General features: G+C 61.6%; 4 protein-coding genes. 2 read left to right on the top strand and 2 right to left on the bottom strand.

The window, feature by feature from the left end; translation table 11 throughout:
* Positions 1-289 precede the first annotated feature (289 nt).
* Positions 290-18,328 carry a LapA family giant adhesin gene (locus ACIPIZ_RS08335; RefSeq protein ID WP_401164918.1) on the top strand — a complete coding sequence of 6,013 codons (18,039 nt, stop codon included), beginning with the start codon at positions 290-292 and terminating at the stop codon, positions 18,326-18,328.
* 148 nt (positions 18,329-18,476) lie between these two features.
* Positions 18,477-18,815: a hypothetical protein gene (locus ACIPIZ_RS08340; protein ID WP_007918987.1), complete on the top strand. Its 339-nt coding sequence runs from the start codon at positions 18,477-18,479 to the stop codon at positions 18,813-18,815.
* Between the two features lie 576 nt (positions 18,816-19,391).
* Here the strand turns inward: ACIPIZ_RS08340 and lapD are convergent.
* Positions 19,392-21,338, bottom strand: coding sequence for a cyclic di-GMP receptor LapD (gene lapD, locus ACIPIZ_RS08345; protein WP_064389072.1), 1,947 nt, complete (start codon positions 21,336-21,338; stop codon positions 19,392-19,394).
* Positions 21,339-21,352: 14 nt separating this feature from the next.
* Positions 21,353-22,045 (bottom strand): cysteine protease LapG, encoded by a 693-nt coding sequence (gene lapG, locus ACIPIZ_RS08350; RefSeq protein WP_064389073.1) that lies wholly within the window; start codon positions 22,043-22,045, stop codon positions 21,353-21,355.
* Positions 22,046-22,101: the final 56 nt, after the last annotated feature.

Consider the following 22,101-nt stretch of genomic DNA (forward strand, 5'->3'; position numbering starts at 1 on the left):
CCAGATTGACCGTATGTCGGAAAGTTCAAAACAAGAACTGGATCACACGCTGAAGGACAGGTCGCCGCGGAAATATCAATGTGACATTAGTGGGACGATTGTTTAGGATGGCACCCAGAAGGTCAATAGTTTGGCATAAAGTTAATAGCGAAAGAATCTAGCCAAAATATTGACGAAAACATGCGTCAAACTTGTTTCGCAAATTTTTAAAGTACGTCCAGACTGAATCGGCGCCCATGCCCTCAGGTCCATGGAAGTCAACTGAACGTGACACCCCGGAGAGTCTTCAATGAGCAGTGTTGTTGCCATCGTCAAAAGCATTGTCGGTCAGGTATTCGTGGTGTCCCCAGAGGGCGTGCGCCGCGTACTCGTTGAAGGCGATCGCCTGTTTGTCGGCGACCAGATCGACACCGGCCTCTCCGGCGCCGTGTCGCTTGAATTGGCAGATGGCCGCACCCTCGATCTGGGCCGTGAAACTCAGTGGAGCGCCAACGCCCCCGACTCCAGCACTGACCTGGCTGAGGCCACCGCGCAGGCCGCCCCTTCTGTAGCAGAACTGCAGCAAGCCATCGCTGCCGGTGTCGACCCGACTACCGCGCTTGAGTCCACCGCTGCCGGCCCGAGCGCCGCAGGCACTGGCGGGGCCGCTGGTGGCGGTCACAGTTTCGTGATGCTCGACGCCACCGCTGGCCGCGTTGACCCGACCATTGGCTTCCCGACTGCAGGCATCAATGCTGCCGGTCAAGCCGCGCAAAACATCACCGGCGGCCAGACCACCGACACCACCACCAACGCGCTGCGTGATTCGACCCTGAGCCTTAGCGCTACGCCGAGCATCACTGAAGCCGGTGGCGTGCTGGTCTACACCGCGACCCTGACCCAGGCGCCGCTGACCGACCTGACCATCACTCTGTCCAACGGCGCGGTGATCGTGATTCCTGCCGGTTCCACCACCGGCACCGTCAACGTGCCGCTGGCACCGAACGACACGGTTTATAACGACCCGAGCCAGATCGACGTGACCGTCACCGGCACCACCGGCGGCAACGGCATCACCGTGACGCCGCCGACCACCCCGGCCACGACCCAGGTCACTGACACCATCGACACCACCACCGTCACCCTGACGGCGGGGCCGAGTGTCACCGAAGGCGGCCAGATCACTTACACCGCAACGCTGACCAACCCGGCGCAAACCCCGGTCACCGTCACCCTGTCGAACGGCTCGACCATCACCATCGGCGCGGGCCAAACCACCGGCACCGTCAACGTGCCGACCCCGGCCAACGACGTCTATAACAATGGCAGCACCGTCACCACGACGATTACCGGTGCGACTGGCGGCAACTTCGAAAACCTGGTGCCGAACCCGACGCCAGCGGTGACCACCATCACCGATTCGATCGACACCACCAACCTGACCCTGACTGCCACGGGCACAGTGGTCGAAGGTGGCCAGATCACTTACACCGCGACCCTGACCAACCCGGCGCAAACCCCGGTGACCGTCACCCTGTCGAACGGCTCGACTATCACCATCGAAGCCGGCCAGACTACCGGCACCGTCAACGTGCCGACCGCGGCCAATGACGTCTACAACAATGGCGGCACCGTCAGCACCACCATTACCGGCGCTACCGGCGGCAACTTCGAAAGCCTGGTGCCGAACACTACGCCGGCGACCACCACGGTTACCGATTCGATCGACACCACCAACGTGAGCCTCACCGCCACCGGTACGGTCGTCGAAGGCGGCCAGATCACTTACACCGCAACGCTGACCAACGCCGCGCAGACCCCGGTGACGATCACCCTGTCGAACGGCTCGACCATCACCATTGAAGCCGGCAAAACCACTGGCTCCGTCAACGTGCCGACCGCGGCCAACGACGTTTACAACAATGGCAGCACGGTCAGCACCACGATTACCGGCGCTACCGGCGGCAACTTCGAAAACCTGGTGCCGAACACCACGCCAGCGACCACCACCATTACCGATTCGATCGACGATACCAACCTGTCGCTGACGGCAACCGGCACCGTGGCTGAAGGTGGTTCGATTGTTTACACCGCGACCCTGACCAATCCTGCCGGTACACCGGTGACCGTGACCCTGAGCAATGGCTCGGTGATCACCATCGAGGCGGGCAAGACCACTGGCACTGTGACCGTTCCGGCGCCAGCCGATGACGTCTATAAAGACGCCGGCAAAGTTGAAGTGACGATCAAGGACGCCAGCGGCGGCAACTTCGAGAACCTGGTGCCGAGCACCGTGCCAGCCGTGACCGAAGTGACTGACACCCTCGACACATCGACCGTGAAACTGACAGCCGACACCTCGGTCGCTGAAGGTGGCACCGTCACTTACACCGCCACCGTCGGTGCGCCGGTCACCGGCTCGCCTGTCGTGGTAACCCTGGCCAACGGCCAGAGCATCACCATCGAAGTCGGTAAAACCACCGGCACCGTGACCACTACCGCCCCTAACGATGCGTTGACCGGCAATGCGCCGCTGACCAATTCGATCACTGGCGTTTCGGGTGGCAATTACGAAGATCTGGTGGCCGACAAGACCCCGGTTTCGACCAGCGTTACCGATGTCGCCGACACCACCAACCTGTCGCTGAGCGCGACCGGCTCTGTGGCTGAAGGCGGCCAGATCACTTACACCGCGACCTTGACCAACGCCGCAGGTTCGCCTGTCACCGTAACCCTGTCGAACGGTTCGGTGATCACTATCGAAGCCGGCAAAACCACTGGCACCGTGACCGTCGCAGCACCCGCCGATGACGTCTACAAAGACGCTGGCAAAGTCGAAGTGACCATCAAGGACGCCACTGGCGGTAACTTCGAGAACCTCGTTCCGAGCACCGTTCCAGCCGTCACCGATGTAACCGATACCGTCGACACCACTACCGTCAAACTGACGGCTACCGAAAGTGCGGCTGAAGGTGGCACCGTCACCTACACCGCCACCGTTGGCGCTCCGGTGACCGGTTCGCCTGTGGTCGTGACCCTGGCCAATGGTCAGAACATCACCATCGAAGTGGGTAAAACCACCGGCACTGTGACCACCACAGCACCGAATGATGCGTTGACCGGCCACGCGCCGATCACCAACGCGATCACGGGCGTGAGCGGCGGCAATTACGAAGATCTCGTCGCCGACAAAACCCCGGTCAGTACCACTGTTACTGACACCACTGACACCACCGACCTGACACTGAGTGCGACCGGCACAGTGGCTGAAGGCGGCCAGATTACTTACACCGCGACCCTGACCAACGCCGCTGGCTCGCCAGTCACCGTGACCCTGTCGAACGGTTCGGTCATCACCATCGAAGCCGGCAAAACCACGGGGACCGTGACCGTTGCGGCGCCTGCCGATGACGTCTACAAAGACGCCGGCAAAGTTGAAGTCACCATCAAGGACGCCACTGGCGGCAACTTCGAGAATCTGGTGCCGAGCACCGTGCCAGCCGTCACCGACGTCACTGACACCCTCGACACCTCGACGGTCAAATTGACCGCCACCGAGACTGCCGCTGAAGGTGGCACCGTCACCTACACCGCTACCGTGGGTGCGCCGGTCACCGGTTCGCCAGTGGTCGTGACCTTGGCCAACGGCCAGAACATCACCATCGAAGTGGGTAAAACCACCGGCACCGTGACCACTAACGCACCAAACGACGCGCTGAACGGCCACGCGCCGCTGACCAACTCGATCACCAATGTGACCGGCGGCAATTACGAGAATCTCGTCGCCGACAAAACACCGGTCAGCACCACCGTGACTGACACTACCGACACCACCAACCTGACGCTCAGCGCCACCGGCACCGTGGCTGAAGGCGGCTCGATCGTTTACACCGCAACCCTGACCAACCCGGCTGGCACCCCGGTAACCGTGACCCTGTCGAACGGTTCGGTAATCACCATTGAAGCCGGTAAAACCACCGGCACCGTGACCGTCGCTGCCCCTGCCGATGACGTCTACAAGGACGCCGGCAAAGTCGAAGTCACTATCAAAAACGCCACCGGCGGCGACTTCGAGAACCTGGTGCCAAGCACCATTCCAGCCGTGACCGACGTCACTGACACCATCGACACCTCGACGGTGAAGCTGACCGCGACCGAAACCGCCGCTGAGGGTGGCACCGTCACTTACACCGCCACCGTCGGCGCGCCAGTCACCGGTTCGCCTGTCGTCGTGACGTTGGCCAACGGCCAGAACATCACCATCGAAGTGGGTAAAACCACCGGCACCGTGACCACCACTGCACCGAACGATGTGCTGGCCGGTCACGCACCGCTGACCAACTCGATCACTAACGTTTCCGGTGGCAACTACGAAAATCTGGTCGCCGACAAAACCCCGGTCAGCACCACCGTGACCGACACCGTCGACACCACCACCGTTTCGCTGACCGCCACCGGCAACGTCAACGAAGGTGGTTCGATCGTCTACACCGCGACGCTGACCAACCCGGCCGGCACGCCAGTGACCGTGACCCTGAGCAACGGTTCGACCATCACCATCGACGCCGGCAAGACCACCGGCACCGTGACCGTTCCGGCGCCTGCCGATGACGTCTACAAAGACGCCGGCAAAGTCGAAGTGACCATCAAGGGCACCGACGGCGGCAATTTCGAAAACCTGGTGGCCAATCCGACGCCAGCGGTGACCAACGTCGCCGACACCATCAACACTACGCACCTGACTCTCAGCGCTGAAAGCTATGTGCTCGAAGGCACGTCGATCACGTACACCGCGACCCTGACCAACGCCGCGCAAACGCCGGTCACCGTCAACCTGAGCAACGGCCAGACCATCACCATCGAGGCTGGCAAAACCAGCGGCTCGGTGACCATCGCCGCGCCGAGCGATGACGTCTACAAAGATGTCAGCAAGCTCACCGTGACCATGACCGGTGCGACTGGCGGCAACTTCGAGAAACTCGACGTCAGCAAAACTCCGGTGAGCACCACCGTCAACGACACCGTCGACAAAACCACGCTGACCCTCAGCGCCAGCGACACCGTCAGCGAAGGTGGACAGATCACCTACACCGCGACCCTGAGCAATCCGGCTGGCACCGCCATGACCGTGACCCTGGCCAACGGCGCGGTGATCAACATCGCCGCCGGCGCCACCAGCGGCTCGGTGAACTTCGCCGCACCTGCCAATACCCCGTACGTCGATGGCGGCAAAGTACAAACCGCGATTGCCAGCCATAGCGGCGGCAACTTCGAGCAGGTCGATGCCAACCGTTCGGCAGTGGTTACCACCGTCACCGATACGGTCGACACCACCAATATCAGCCTGAGCGCCACCGCTTCGGTTGCCGAGGGCGGCTCGATCATTTACACCGCGAGCCTGACCAACCCGGCAGGCACGGCGATGACCGTGACCCTGAGCAACGGCGCGGTGATCAACATCGCCAAAGGCGCGACCACTGGCACCGCGACTGTCGCAGCGCCTGCCGATGACGTCTACAAGGACGCCGGCAAGGTCGACGCGAGCATCACCAAGACCACTGGCGGCAACTTCGAGAACCTGGTGGTCGACAAGACCCCGGCCGTCACCGACGTGACCGATACCATCGACAACAGCACCGTGTCGCTTACTGCCACCGCCAGCACCACTGAAGGCGGCGTGGTGGTTTACACCGCCGCCGTGACCGCTCCAGTCACCGGCGCGCCAGTTGTGGTGACCCTGTCCAACGGCCAGACCATCACCATCCCGGTCGGCGCCAGCAGCGGCAGCGTCAACTTCACCGCACCGAACGATGCACTGGCCGGCGGCAACACGCTGAGCGTGAAAATCGACGGCACCAGCGGCGGCAACTACGAAAATCTCGTGGCCGATAAAACCCCGGCCGTGACCTCGGTGACCGACACCGTCGACACCACCAACCTGTCGCTGAGTGCGACTGGCACCGTGGCGGAAGGTGGTTCGATTGTTTACACCGCAACGCTGACCAATCCGGCTGGCACGCCAGTCACCGTGACGTTGAGCAACGGCTCGGTGATCACCATCGACGCTGGTAAAACTACCGGTACCGTGACCGTCGCAGCGCCTGCCGATGACGTCTACAAGGACGCCGGCAAAGTCGAAGTGACCATCAAGGATGCCACTGGCGGCAACTTCGAGAACCTCGTTCCGAGCACCACGCCAGCTGTGACCGACGTCACTGACACCATCGACACCTCGACCGTCAAACTGACGGCCGACACCACTGTGGCTGAAGGCGGCACCGTCACTTACACCGCCACGGTTGGCGCGCCGGTCACCGGTTCGCCAGTCGTCGTGACCTTGGCCAACGGCCAGAGCATCACCATCGAAGTCGGCAAAACCACTGGCACCGTGACATTCACTGCGCCGAACGATGCGCTGACCGGTCAGGCTTCGCTGGGTAATTCGATCACTGGTGTCAGCGGCGGCAACTACGAAAACCTGGTGGCCGACAAAACTCCGGTTTCCACCACCGTCACCGACACCGTCGACACCACTGACCTGTCGCTCAGCGCCACCAATTCGGTCGCCGAGGGCGGTTCGATCATCTACACGGCGACCCTGACCAACCCGGCCGGTACGCCGGTGACCGTGACCCTGAGCAACGGCTCGGTAATCACCATCGAGGCCGGCAAAACCACCGGCACCGTGACCGTCGCGGCGCCTGCCGATGACGTCTACAAAGACGCCGGTAAAGTCGAAGTAACCATCAAGGACGCTACGGGCGGCAACTTCGAAAATCTGGTGCCGAGCACCGTGCCGGCCGTAACCGACGTCACCGATACCATCGATACCTCGACGGTCAAACTGACCGCCACCGAATCTGCGGCTGAAGGTGGCACCGTCACTTACACCGCCACCGTCGGCGCACCAGTCACCGGCTCGCCAGTTGTCGTCACCCTGGCCAACGGTCAGAACATCACCATCGAAGTCGGTAAAACCACCGGTACCGTCACCAGCACTGCGCCGAACGACGCATTGAACGGCCACACCCCGCTGACCAATGCGATCACTGGCGTTTCCGGCGGTAATTACGAAAACCTCGTCGCCGATAAAACTCCGGTCAGCACCACCGTGACCGACACCGTCGACACCACCGATCTGACGCTGACCGCGACCGGCACCGTGGCTGAAGGCGGTTCGATTGTTTACACCGCGACCCTGACCAACCCGGCCGGTACCCCGGTCACCGTGACCCTGTCGAACGGTTCGGTGATCACCATCGAAGCCGGCAAAACCACTGGCACCGTGACCGTTGCGGCGCCTGCCGATGACGTCTACAAAGACGCCGGTAAAGTCGAAGTAACCATCAAGGACGCTACGGGCGGCAACTTCGAAAATCTGGTGCCGAGCACCGTGCCGGCCGTAACCGACGTCACCGATACCATCGATACCTCGACGGTCAAACTGACCGCCACCGAATCTGCGGCTGAAGGTGGCACCGTCACTTACACCGCCACCGTCGGCGCACCAGTCACCGGTTCGCCAGTCGTCGTGACCTTGGCCAACGGCCAGAGCATCACCATCGAAGTCGGCAAAACCACCGGTACCGTCACCACCACTGCGCCGAACGACGCATTGAACGGCCACACCCCGCTGACCAATGCGATCACTGGCGTTTCCGGCGGTAATTACGAAAACCTCGTCGCCGATAAAACTCCGGTCAGCACCACCGTGACCGACACCGTCGACACCACCGATCTGACGCTGACCGCGACCGGCACCGTGGCTGAAGGCGGTTCGATTGTTTACACCGCGACCCTGACCAATGCTGCTGGCTCGCCAGTCACCGTGACACTGAGCAACGGTTCGGTAATTACCATCAAGGCTGGCGAAACCACCGGCACCGTCACCGTCGACGCACCGAAAGATGACGTCTACAAAGATGCCGGCACCGTTGAGGCGACCATCAAGGGCGCAACCGGTGGCGACTTCGAAAATCTGGTCACCAGCACTGCACCAGCGGTCACCACCGTCAACGACACCATCGACACCTCAACCGTGTCGCTGACTGCCACCGCCAACGTCGCCGAAGGCGAAACCGTGGTCTACACCGCGACCGTGACTGCACCCGTGACGGGCTCGCCAGTTGTCGTGACGCTGTCCAACGGCCAGACCATCACCATCGCCGTCGGTGAAACCAGCGGCAGCGTAAACTTCGTTGCACCGAACAGCCCATTGGCCGGCGGCAGCTCGCTGAGCGTGACCATCGACGGCGCTACTGGTGGCAACTACGAAAAACTCGCGGTTGACGGCAAGTCCGCCGACACCGCGGTTTCGGACACCAACGACACCACCAACCTGAACCTGACCGCGACCGACTCGGTGGCCGAAGGCGGTTCGATTGTTTACACCGCCACCCTGACCAACGCCGCTGGTTCGCCAGTCACAGTGACCTTGTCGAACGGCGCTGTGATCACCATCGAGGCCGGTAAAACCACCGGCACCGTGTCTGTTCCAGCGCCAGCCGATGACGTCTACAAAGACGCCGGCAAGGTTGAAGCGACGATCTCCACCGCTACCGGTGGCAACTTCGAAAACCTCGTGCCGAGCACTGTGCCGGCCGTGACCGAAGTCACCGATACAATCGACACCTCGACCGTCAAACTTACGGCTGATACGTCGGTCGCTGAAGGCGGCACCGTCACTTACACCGCAACCGTCGGCGCGCCAGTGACCGGTTCGCCTGTTGTCGTGACCCTGGCTAACGGTCAGACCATCACCATTGGCGTTGGCCAGACCACCGGCACCGCGACCACCACCGCGCCGAACGATGCATTGACCGGCCACGCGCCGATCACCAATGCGATCACCGAGGTAAGCGGTGGCAATTACGAGAATCTGGTGGCCGACAAGACCCCGGTTTCGACCAGCGTCACTGACACCGTCGACACCACCAACCTGTCGCTGAGCGCGACCGACTCTGTGGCCGAAGGCGGTTCGATTGTTTACACCGCCACCCTGACCAACGCCGCTGGTTCGCCAGTCACCGTGACCCTGTCCAACGGTGCCGTGATCACCATCGAGGCCGGTAAAACCACTGGAACCGTGTCTGTTCCAGCTCCGGCGGATGACGTCTACAAAGACGCCGGCAAGGTTGAAGCGACGATCTCCACCGCTACCGGTGGCAACTTCGAAAACCTCGTGCCGAGCACTATTCCGGCCGTGACCGAAGTCACCGATACCATCGACACCTCGACCGTCAAACTCACGGCTGATACGTCGGTCGCTGAAGGCGGCACCGTCACTTACACCGCCACTGTCGGCGCTCCAGTGACCGGCTCGCCTGTCGTGGTGACTCTGGCCAATGGTCAGAACATCACCATCGAAATCGGCAAAACCACCGGCACCGTGACCTTCACCGCACCGAACGATGCGTTGACCGGTCACGCGCCTGTGACCAACTCGATCACCGGCGTGACCGGCGGCAACTACGAGAACCTCGTGGCCGACAAGACACCGGTTTCGACCAATGTCACTGATACCGTCGACACCACCAACCTGACGCTGTCCGCAACTGGCACCGTCGCCGAAGGTGGCCAGATCACCTACACCGCGACCCTGACCAACGCTGCCGGTTCGCCAGTCACCGTGACCCTGAGCAATGGCTCGGTGATCACCATCGAAGCCGGTAAAACCACCGGCACCGTGACCGTCGCTGCGCCAGCCGATGACGTCTATAAGGACGCCGGCAAAGTCGAAGTGACCATCAAGGACGCCACCGGCGGCAACTTCGAGAACCTCGTTCCGAGCACTGTGCCGGCCGTGACCGAAGTCACCGATACCATCGACACCTCGACCGTCAAACTCACGACTGATACGTCGGTCGCTGAAGGCGGCACCGTCACTTACACCGCCACTGTCGGCGCTCCAGTGACCGGCTCGCCTGTCGTGGTGACTCTGGCCAATGGTCAGAACATCACCATCGAAGTCGGCAAAACCACCGGTACCGCGACCACCACAGCGCCGAACGATGCGCTGAACGGCCATGCGCCGCTGACCAACGCGATCACTGGCGTAACCGGCGGTAACTACGAAAATCTCGTGGCCGACAAAACGCCAGTCAGCACCATCGTGACCGACACCGTCGACACCACCAACCTGTCGCTGAGCGCGACCGGCTCTGTGGCCGAAGGCGGTTCGATTGTTTACACCGCCACCCTGACCAACGCGGCTGGCTCGCCAGTCACCGTGACCTTGTCGAACGGCGCTGTGATCACCATCGAGGCCGGTAAAACCACCGGCACCGTGTCTGTTCCAGCGCCAGCCGATGACGTCTACAAAGACGCCGGCAAAGTCGAAGCAACCATTTCGACCGCCACCGGTGGCAACTTCGAGAACCTGGTGCCAAGCACTGTTCCAGCGGTTACCGAAGTGACTGACACCATCGACACCTCGACCGTGAAACTGACGGCCGATACCTCCGTGGCTGAAGGCGGCACCGTCACTTACACCGCGACGGTGGGTGCGCCAGTTACTGGTTCGCCTGTGGTCGTCACCCTGTCAAACGGTCAGAACATCACCATCGAAGTCGGCAAAACCACCGGCACCGTGACCTTCACCGCACCGAACGATGCGCTGACCGGTCACGCGCCGCTGACCAACTCGATCACGGGTGTCACTGGCGGCAACTACGAAAGTCTCGTGGCCGATAAAACGCCGGTCAGCACCAACGTGACCGACACCGTCGACACCACCAACCTGTCGCTCAGCGCGACCGGCTCTGTGGCCGAGGGCGGTTCGATTGTTTACACCGCCACCCTGACCAACGCCGCTGGTTCGCCAGTCACCGTGACCTTGTCGAACGGCGCTGTGATCACCATCGAGGCTGGTAAAACCACCGGCACCGTGTCTGTTCCAGCGCCAGCCGATGACGTCTACAAAGACGCCGGCAAAGTCGAAGTGACGATCAAGGATGCAACGGGTGGCAACTTCGAGAATCTGGTGCCGAGCACCGTGCCGGCCGTGACCAACGTCACCGACACCATCGACACCACCACCGTCAAACTCACCGCGACCGAATCGGCGGCTGAGGGTGGCAGCGTGACTTACACCGCAACCGTCGGCGCGCCAGTGACCGGTTCGCCTGTTGTCGTGACCCTGGCTAACGGTCAGACCATCACCATTGGTGTTGGCCAGACCACCGGCACCGCGACCATCACCGCGCCGAACGATGCAGTGATCGGCCACGCGCCGATCACCAATGCGATCACCGAGGTAAGCGGCGGCAACTTCGAAAATCTGGTGGCGGATAAGACGCCGGTTTCGACCAATGTCACTGATACCGTCGACACCACTAACCTGTCGCTGACTGCAACCGGCACCGTGGCTGAAGGCGGCTCGATCATCTACACCGCGACCTTGACCAACGCGGCTGGCTCGCCAGTCACCGTGACCCTGTCGAACGGCGCCGTGATCACCATCGAGGCTGGCAAAACCACGGGCAGCGTCACCGTCGCAGCGCCGGCCGATGACGTTTACAAAGATGCAGGCAAAGTCGAAGCAACCATTTCGACCGCCACCGGTGGCAACTTCGAGAACCTGGTACCGAGCACCGTGCCGGCCGTGACCAGCGTCACTGACACCATCGACACCACCACCGTCAAACTCAGCGCGACCGAGTCGGCAACTGAGGGTGGCACGGTCACCTACACCGCCACGGTTGGCGCAGCCGTCACCGGCTCGCCTGTGGTCGTGACGCTGGCCAACGGTCAGACCATCACCATTGGCGTTGGCCAGACCACCGGCACCGCGACCACCACGGCGCCGAACGATGCATTGACCGGTCATGCACCGCTGACCAACTCCATCACCAATGTGACTGGCGGCAACTATGAGAGTCTCGTAGCCGACAAGACCCCGGTTTCGACCACGGTCACCGACACCGTCGACACCACCAACCTGTCACTGAGCGCCACCGGTTCTGTGGCCGAGGGCGGTTCAATCGTCTACACCGCCACGCTGACCAACGCAGCCGGCTCGCCAGTCACCGTAACCCTGTCCAACGGCGCCGTGATCACCATCGAAGCCGGCAAAACCACCGGCACCGTTACCGTTCCAGCACCGGCTGACGACGTCTACAAAGACGCCGGCACCGTGCAGGCGACCATCAGCACCGCCACCGGTGGCAACTTCGAGAACCTGGTGCCGAGCACAACGCCGGCTATCACAAGCGTTACCGACACCATCGACACCACCATCGTGAAGCTGACTGCCACCGCCACTGCCGCTGAAGGCGGTAATGTCGTCTACACCGCAACCGTCGGCGCGCCAGTGACTGGCTCGCCAGTCGTGGTAACCCTGTCGAACGGTCAGACCATCACCATTGGTGTTGGCCAGACCACCGGCACCGCGACCACTACCGCGCCAAACGACGTGTTGGCCGGTCACGCACCGCTGACGAATGCGATCACCAATGTCAGCGGTGGCAACTACGAGAATCTCGTGGCTGACAAAACCCCGGTCAGCACTACCGTGACCGACACTGTCGACACCACCAACCTGTCGCTCAGTGCGACCGGTTCTGTGGCTGAAGGCGGCTCAATCGTTTACACCGCGACATTGACCAACGCCGCTGGCTCGCCAGTGACCGTAACCTTGTCAAACGGCGCCGTAATCACCATCGACGCCGGTAAAACCACCGGCACCGTGACCGTTCCAGCCCCGGCCGACGACGTCTACAAAGACGCCGGCACCGTGCAGGCGACCATCAGCACCGCCACCGGTGGCAACTTCGAGAACCTGGTGCCGAGCACGACTCCGGCCGTGACCAGCGTTACCGACACCATCGACACCACCACCGTAAAACTCACTGCAACCACAACTGCAGCCGAGGGCGGCAACGTTGTCTACACCGCGACTGTCGGCGCACCGGTAACCGGCTCGCCTGTTGTGGTGACCCTAGCCAACGGTCAGACCATCACCATTGGTGTTGGCCAGACTACGGGGACTGCGACCACTACCGCACCAAACGACGCGTTGACTGGCCATGCTCCACTGACCAACTCGATCACCAACGTCAGCGGCGGCAACTACGAAAACCTCGTGGCCGACAAGACGCCGGTTTCGACCAACGTCACTGACACCGTCGACACCACCAATCTGTCGCTGTCCGCGACCGGCACCGTGGCTGAAGGTGGCCAGATCACCTACACCGCGACATTGACCAACGCTGCTGGCTCGCCAGTGACCGTCACCCTGTCGAACGGCGCCGTGATTACCATCGAAGCCGGCAAAACCACTGGCACCGTGACCGTCGCTGCGCCAGCCGACGACGTCTACAAAGACGCCGGCAACGTGCAGGCAACCATCAGCACCGCCACTGGTGGCAGCTTCGAAAACCTGGTGCCGAGTACAGCGCCAGCCGTCACCAGCGTCACCGATACCATCGACACCACCACCGTGAAATTGACGGCAACAGCTACAGCGGCAGAGGGCGGCAATGTCGTCTACACCGCGACCGTTGGTGCTCCGGTGACGGGTTCGCCGGTGGTTGTAACGCTGGCCAACGGTCAGACCATCACCATTGGTGTTGGCCAAACCACGGGCACCGCAACTGCCATTGCGCCAAACGACGCACTGACCGGTCATGCTCCACTGACCAACGCAATCACCAACGTGACCGGCGGCAACTACGAGAATCTCGTAGCCGACAAGACCCCGGTTTCGACCACGGTCACCGACACCGTCGACACCACCAATCTGTCGCTGAGCGCTACTGGCTCGGTCGCAGAAGGTGGCTCGATCGTCTACACCGCGACATTGACCAACGCCGCTGGCTCACCAGTCACCGTGACGCTGTCGAACGGCGCCGTGATCACCATCGAAGCCGGCAAAACTACCGGCACCGTCACCGTGGCAGCGCCAGCGGACGACGTTTACAAAGACGCCGGCAACGTTCAGGCAACGATCAAGACCGCCACCGGTGGCAGCTTCGAAAACCTCGTCACCAGCACAACGCCAGCCGTGACCAGCGTCACCGACACCATCGACACTACCACGGTGAAACTGACCGCAACCGGCACCGCAGCTGAAGGCGGCAACGTCGTCTACACCGCGACTGTCGGCGCTCCAGTGACCGGCTCGCCAGTGGTCGTAACCCTGGCCAACGGCCAGACCATCACCATTGGTATTGGCCAGACCACCGGCACCGCAACCGCCACTGCGCCAAACGACGCATTGACTGGTCATGCTCCACTGACCAACTCGATCACCAACGTCAGCGGCGGTAACTACGAAAATCTGGTGGCCGACAAAACCCCGGTCAGCACCACCGTGACCGACACCGTCGACACCACCAACCTGTCGCTGTCCGCGACCGGCACCGTGGCCGAAGGTGGCCAGATCACCTACACCGCGACGCTGACCAACGCCGCTGGCTCGCCCGTCACCGTGACCCTGAGCAACGGCTCGGTGATCACCATCAAGGCTGGCGAAACCACCGGCACCGTGACCGTCCCGGCTCCGGCTGATGACGTCTACAAAGACGCCGGCAACGTGCAGGCAAGCATCACTGGCACCAGCGGCGGCGGCTTCGAAAACCTGGTGACCAGCAATACACCAGCCGTGACCAGCGTCACCGATACCGTCGACACGACCACCGTCAGCATCACCGGCAGCAGCTCGGTGACCGAAGGCCAGACCGCCAGCTACACCGTCAGCCTGAACCACCCGGCGCAAACCGAAGTGACCCTGAAAATCGTCTACAGCGGCACCGCCGCCGACGGTTCGGACTTCACCGGCGTGTACACCGTGAAGATCCCGGCCGGTGCCAGCAGCGCGCAGTTCAATGTCGCCACCCTCGACGACAAGATCACCGAAGGCACCGAGAACTTCGTGGTCAAGATCGATTCGGCCACGGGCGGCAACTTCGAAAACCTCGCGGTCAGCGCCACCAACGGCAGCGTCAGCACTTCGATCATCGACAACGATGCGCCGCCGGTGCTCGACCTGGATGCCAACAACTCCAGCGGCGCCAGCGGTGCCGACTACAAGGTGACCTTCACCGAAAATACCCCGGGCGCGGGCGTATCGATTGCCGACACCGACATCAGCATCACTGACCCGGACAGCACCATGCTGACTGGCGCCACCGTGGTCCTGACCAACCGTCAGGACGGCGATGCACTGAACCTCGGCAACAGCGTCAACGGCATCACCATCAATGCCAACAGCACCAACGGCACCGTGACCCTGACCTTGTCGGGCAACGCGACACTGGCCGACTACATGCAGGCCATCAAGAACATCAGCTTCACCAACGGCAGTGAAAACCCGAGCACCGTGCCACGGATCATCACCGTGACGGTGACCGATGGCGGCAACTACTCCAACACCGCGACCACCACGGTCAATGTGGTGGCGGTCAACGATGCGCCGGTTGCTGCACCGAGCAATGTCACTGGCACCGAAGACACCCCGCTGGTACTTGGCTGGTCGACCTTCGGTGTGACCGACGTCGACAGCCCGGCCAGCAGCCTCGGCATCAAAATCACCCAGCTGCCGGGCGAAGGCAAACTGCAGTATCTGGACGGCTCGACCTGGAAAGACGTCGCCAACAACCAGACCTTCAGCAAGGCTGACATCGACGCGGGCAAGCTGCGCTTCCTGCCGGATGCCAACGAGTCGGGCGTCAATGGTTACGGTGGCAGCGGTCTGGGCAACAACCAGGCGGACTACGCGCAGATCAAGTTCCAGCCAACCGACGGCCAGTTGCTGGGCAACACCGGCACCGTGAAAATCGACATCACGCCAGTGGCGGATGCGCCGACCGTGAGCGTGGCCGACAACAGCGTGAAGTCCACCGGCCTGATCAAGGAAGTCTGGACCGGTCTGTCGGGCCTGGGCACCAACGGCAATGGCGCGGATTCGACCACGCTGAAAAACGTCATCGACGGCGCCGGGAAACCGAACTCCAGTGGCTCGGTCACCAATGTGCAGTCCGACGGTAGCGTTGCGGCGGGCACGGCATCGAAGACGTCAGGCCTGATTTATCTGGAAGCCGGCAAGTCCTACACCTTCAGCGGTATTGCCGATGACAGTTTGTTGATCACGATCGGCGGCAAGAGTGTGGCTTCGGGTACCTGGGGCGCGGGCGGCGCCATCAATGGCTCGTTCACCCCGACCACCAGCGGCTACTACACCCTGGACATCTACCACCACAACCAGAGCGGCCCGGGCAGCTACGACGTCAACCTGTCGGTCAACGGCAGCACGCCGATCGACCTGAGCAGCGCCGGTGTGCCGATCTACACCGGCGTGCAGGATCTGATCAATTCGGGCGTGACCGTCTCCGATCTGCACGGCAGCGGCGGTGAAGGCTATTACGACGGCTACAAACTCAACACCGGCGCCGAAGGCACCACGGTGAAACTGTCGGCAGTCACCACCGCCCTGACCGACACCGACGGCTCGGAAACCCTGAGCGTGAAGATCAGCGGCGCACCGGTCGGCTCGGTGCTCAGCGATGGCGCGGGTCATACCTTCACCGTCACCGCCAGCAGCGGCGACGCCAACGTCACCGGCTGGAACCTCGGCAGCCTGACCGTAACGCCACCGCCGTACTACAACGGCCAGTTCAACCTGACCGTGACCTCGACCTCCACCGAACAGGTCGGCGGTTCGGCCAGCAGCACCGCGACCATTCCGGTCACCGTGGTGCCGGCCGTCTACAACGCGGTCGTGGCGACCTCGGGCGACGACACCGTCACCGGCACCGATGGCAACGACATCATCGTCGCCGACATCGGTGGCCTGACCGTGGTCCCGGGCACCAATTACAACATCGCGTTCATGGTCGACAGCTCCGGCAGCATGAGCGCGTCGTCGCTCAACGCCGCCAAAGATTCGCTGACCTCAGTGTTCAACAGCCTCAAGCAGAGCCTGGGCGGCAGCAATTCGGGCACGGTGAACATCTTCCTCGTCGATTTCGATACCCAGGTCAACAAGTCGGTGTCGGTAAACCTCAACGACCCGAACGCACTGACGCAACTCAAAGCGGTACTGGACTCGATGGCCTCCGGCGGCGGCACCAACTACGAGGATGTGTTCAAGACCACGGCCAACTGGTTCCAGAGCGCTGACGCGGTGGCCAACACCGGGGCGAAGAACCTCACGTACTTCATCACCGACGGCCAGCCGACCTACTACCAGAGCGGCGAGCAGACCAACCCGACGCTGTACGGCAACGTGAAGCTCGACGATGTGGTGAAAACCAGCAATTACAAGCCGGGCGACACCTTCAGCACCTACATCGACAATACCCACGCATTGACGATCAACAGCGCCGGCACCGTGACCCTGCAAACCTACAATTCGTGGTGGGGCTGGAGCAGCTCTAATCTGGGCACCATCCACGCGCAGGGCGACGGCACCTATGAGTTGTCTAGTCTGGCGGGTACCGGTAACAGCACCAACTCGGCAACGACCAGCAACTCGACCAGTGGTTTTGCCTTGCTCAACGGTCTGTCGAACGTCGAGGCTATCGGACTGAACAACGATGTCAGCCTCAACGATCTGAAACCTTACGATTCGGATAAAACTCCGCAGACCAACATCGATCCGAAGGATCTGGCCAACTCGATCATCGGCCACACCGAAGCGACGATGCCAGGCAACGACACCGTCAGCGGTGGCGACGGCAACGACATCCTGTTCGGCGATCTGGTCAGCTTCAACGGCATTGCCGGCGAGGGTTATCAGGCGATGCAGGCGTTCGTGGCCAAGGAAACCGGGGTCGACGTCAGCAAGGTCACCACCAGTAACGTGCACCAGTACATCACCGAGCACTATCAGGCGTTCGATGTGTCCGGTGCGCATGATGGCAATGACACGCTGTTGGGTGGCGCGGGCAATGACATCCTCTTCGGTTCGGGCGGCAACGACTGGCTCGATGGCGGCAAAGGCAATGACATCCTCCTCGGCGGCACCGGCAACGACACGCTGATCGGCGGTCAGGGTAACGACATACTGATCGGTGGTTCGGGTGCCGACACCTTCGTCTGGAAAGCGGGCGACACCGGCAACGACGTGATCAAGGACTTCAAGGCCAGTGAAGGTGACCGTATTGACCTGCGCGATCTGCTGCAGGGCGAAACCGGCAGCACCATCGATAACTTCCTGAAGATCACCACGGTCGATGGCACGTCGTCGCTGCAAGTCAGCTCGGCGGGCAAGTTCAACTCCGGCGACGCCGCTGCCGCGACCCCGGACGTGACGATCAAACTGGAAGGCAATAACTGGTCGAGCGCCAACATTCATAACCTGATTGCCGGCAGCGACCCGACCATCAAAGTCGACCACAACAACAGCTGATGCATGAACAAAAACGGCCGCCCCATGGGGCGGCCGTCACGTTTGCGCTTACCGCGACGGTGACGATTGCTTCGCCGCACCGCATACTCGCGCGCAGTTGGCTATGCTGCTGACAGCATGACGCTGGTTCATTTCCGAGGGATGCTCAATGTTTTACGTGCAACGCGATGCGCAAGGTCTGTTGATTCGCGTGGAAGCCGCGGCCTACGCCGAGGCCACGGAAACGCTGCCGGCCGACAGCCATGAAATCCAGGCCTGGTTCGCCAATGAAGTGGTGGAAACCAGCCTGAAACAGCTCAAGCAGAGCGACTTCGAAATGATTCGGGTACTCGACGACCTGATTCAGGTGCTGACCCAGAAAGGCGTGATCCGCGTCACCGACCTGCCACCGGCGGCCCAGGCCAAACTGATGGACCGGACACAGGCGCGGGAAGCGTTGGGTGGGTTGAGTCAGTTGATCGATGAGGATGAGGGCGGGTTGATCTGATCCGCTCAGAATCAAAAGCCCCTCACCCCAGCCCTCTCCCGGAGGGAGAGGGAGCCGACCGAGGTGTCTGGCGTCATACATCGACCTGAAAAACCGGGTCGATTATGGATTCAGCACAAATCGTTCACGTCGGCGTATCTCCCGAATATCCCCTAATCAGTCCCCTTTCCCGGAAGGAGAGGGGGCCGACCGAGGTGTCTGGCGTCATACATCGACCTGAGAGATCGGGTCGATTATGGATTCAAAACAAATCGCTCACGTCGGCGGACTTCCCGAATATCCCCCAATCAGTCCCCTTGAGGGAGAGGGCGCCGACCGAGGTGTCTGGCGTCATACATCGACCTGAGAAACCGGGTCGATTATGGATTTAAAACAAATCGCTCACGTCGGCGTACTTCCCGAACATCCCCCAATCAGTACCCCCTACCTCCGGGAGAGGGACCGACCGAAGTGTCTGACGCTATAAAATCGAGTCGATTATGGATTCAGCGCAAATCGCTCACGTCGGCGTATTGCGTCAATATCCCACGGTCAGTCCCCTCTCCCTCTGGGAGAGGGTTAGGGTGAGGGTTGCTCTTACCGCCAAGGCTTCGGTTCACCCAACAACTGCCCCTGAACCCCATACAAGCCCATCTCGCGAATCACCGCCAACTCGCCTTCCGTCTCGACCCGCTCGGCAATCAGCGGCAGATCAATGCTGTGCGCCGCGCGCTGGATCGCTTCGATGAACAAGCGCTTGTCGCCCTCCTGATCAATCGCGCGAATGTAGCTGCCATCAATCTTCAAGTACGCCAGCCCCAACCGCGCCAGGTTGCCGATCATGCTGAAGCGCCCACCAAAGCGCTGCAGACTCAGTGAGAAGCCCAGCTCACGCAGGCGCCGGGTCAACTGCTCCAGCACCGCTTGCTCCGGCAACTGCTCCTCGCCGATCTCAAGGGTCAGGCGCGCGCCGAGGTTGGAATGCGCGCGCAGAATCTCGAAGACTTTATTCAGTGCCTGCGGATCGGCCAACGTCGCCGAGGACAAGTTCAGCGCCAGCGACTCCTCGTGTCCTTTCATCTGTTCCAGCACACGTTCGAGCATCAGCCGATCGAGCCGGGCGGTCCAGCCAAAGCGCTCCAGCCACGGCAGGAAGCGTCCGGCCGGAATGGTCTGGCCCTGCTCGTCGAGCAGACGCGAGAGCACTTTGTAATGCAGTACCAGTTGCGAGTCCTGAGCCGCCACCACCGGTTGGAAATACAGCTCGAACCGCTGCTGACTCAACGCCTGATCCAGCAGGCGATGCCAGGCGTGATGATCGTCGCCAACGTCCGCCGTGAGGCTCTGATCAATGCAGGCCCAGTTCTGCTCACCCTGCCCTTCGGCTTGCGCCAGTGCTTGATCACCGAGACTGAGCACCGATTGCGGCGAATCGCCGTGGGCGAAAGGCGCCAGGCCGATCGACGCCACCGCTGCCACATCGGTCGCGCCGGTGGCGTGCAGGCTGCTCAAGGCATTGTCGAGGTTCTGCGCCAGTTGCAGCGCTTCTTCACGCACCAGGCCTGGCGCCAGCACGGCAAATTCACCGCCGCGAATTCGCGTGACGAGATTCTGGGTCTCCGGGTATTTGGCGCATTCACGCGACAGTTGCTCACCGACCGCTTTCAACAGTTCATCGGTGCGCTGGCCACCGAGCCGTTGGTTGAGGCCGGCCAGATCCTTGACCCGCAACAGCAGCAGATAACCGGAACTGGCCTGCTCCGGGTTGCTCACGCGGTTGTTCAACTGCATCTCGAAATAACGCCGGTTGGCCAACCCGGTCAGGTTGTCCTGATACGACTCGGCACGCAGCTTCTCACTGCGCTCGGCCTGTTCCTGAAACAGCGCCTTGAGCTTCTCGACCATCTGGTTCATCGCCTGCACCACGCGACGCAACTCAGGCGTGCGCGGCAGATCCGGCAGACTCAGGAATTCGCGCCGGGCGATGGCGTGGGATTGCTTGACCATGTAATCCAGCGGTTTCAATTGCCGACGCAGCAGCAACGCGCCGAGCACTGCACTGATCGCACCACAGATCAGCAGCCAGCCAAGGCTGCCCAACGCGCTCTGCCACAGCTTGGCCACAGCAAACATCGGGTGACTGACTACCTCAACCCTTGCCGCCTGTTCCCAGCCGCGGCTGACCAGTGCATCGCCACCGGCCGGCTCCAGTCCGATCAGTCTGACGAACCAGTCCGGCACATTGCTGACGGCCGGAATGCCGCTGCGCTCGACAATCGTCTGATCGGTCTTCACATCGACTACACGGATGCTCGCGTAGTAACCGCTGTCGAAAATCGAGCTGACCAACAACTCGACCATCGCCGGGTCGTCGATATTCGGCGTCAACGACAGGGCCAGCGCTGTTGCAGCGTCCTGAGCATGGGAACGCAACTGGTTGACGTACTGGGTACGCGAGCTTTCCAGACTGACCATGAAGCTGCCGGTGAAGGCGACCACCAGGAACAGACAGATAGCGATCAACAGCTGTTTGAACAAAGACATCTGAGCGCGTGCTCCTAGTTAGTCGTCTCGACCGGAAAACCTTCGGCCTGCATTTTCTTCAAGACATCCTGCCAGCGTGACAGGCGTTTGGTGTCACCAACCTTTTTGTTGCCCTTGGCTCCGGGCAAATACAGACCTTCGGCATTGAAAGAGTAGACCGGCAGCAAATCGGTTCGCTGCGAGGCCGGCTGGATCGGATCGATCAGGCTGTCGAGCACCAGCGGCATGGCATCGGGGGTGGCATAGTAAGTCAGGACCATGTGCGCGCGGTTCTGGCGCAGTGCCTTGACGTAGGTGATGCGCAGCTTGTCACTGGAAACCCCGAGGTGGCGCAGGCTGAAATACTTGGCTATCGCATAGTCTTCGCAGTCACCGGCGCCCTTCCACAGCGCCTCGATGGGCGTTTCCCAATAATCGACCTCGTGCCACAGATCGATGTCTTCGACGTAGCGCACCTGTTTGTTGAAGAACAGGTTGACCACTTTGAGTTTTTCCATCTCGCTGACTTGCTTCTGTGTGGCCAGCAGATTCTGCCAGGCATCGATGCGTTGCTGCCCGGCGCCCAGCGGCCCGTAGAGCGCAGAGGCCTTGCGGCTGATCACGGAAAAATCCCAATCGGCATGCAGACCGCCCAGCATGACGCCGGCCAGCAGCAGTGCGCAGCCTAGCCAGCGCAGAGTCCGGGGGATCGCGAAACGTACCGCCACAGCAGGTTTCCAAGGGGGCAGGATAGAAAGCGTTTGATGGTGAAGCTTAGCCCGCT

Source organism: Pseudomonas sp. NPDC087690 (genome assembly GCF_044743175.1).
Taxonomy (GTDB): Bacteria; Pseudomonadota; Gammaproteobacteria; order Pseudomonadales; family Pseudomonadaceae; genus Aquipseudomonas.

Bases quoted from the DNA above. Each gene is read 5' to 3' on its own strand.
- ACIPIZ_RS08335 (WP_401164918.1), top strand. From the start codon at position 290: ATGAGCAGTGTTGTTGCCATCGTCAAAAGCATTGTCGGTCAGGTATTC.
- ACIPIZ_RS08340 (WP_007918987.1), top strand. From the start codon at position 18,477: ATGTTTTACGTGCAACGCGATGCGCAAGGTCTGTTGATTCGCGTGGAA.
- lapD (WP_064389072.1), bottom strand. From the start codon at position 21,338: ATGTCTTTGTTCAAACAGCTGTTGATCGCTATCTGTCTGTTCCTGGTG.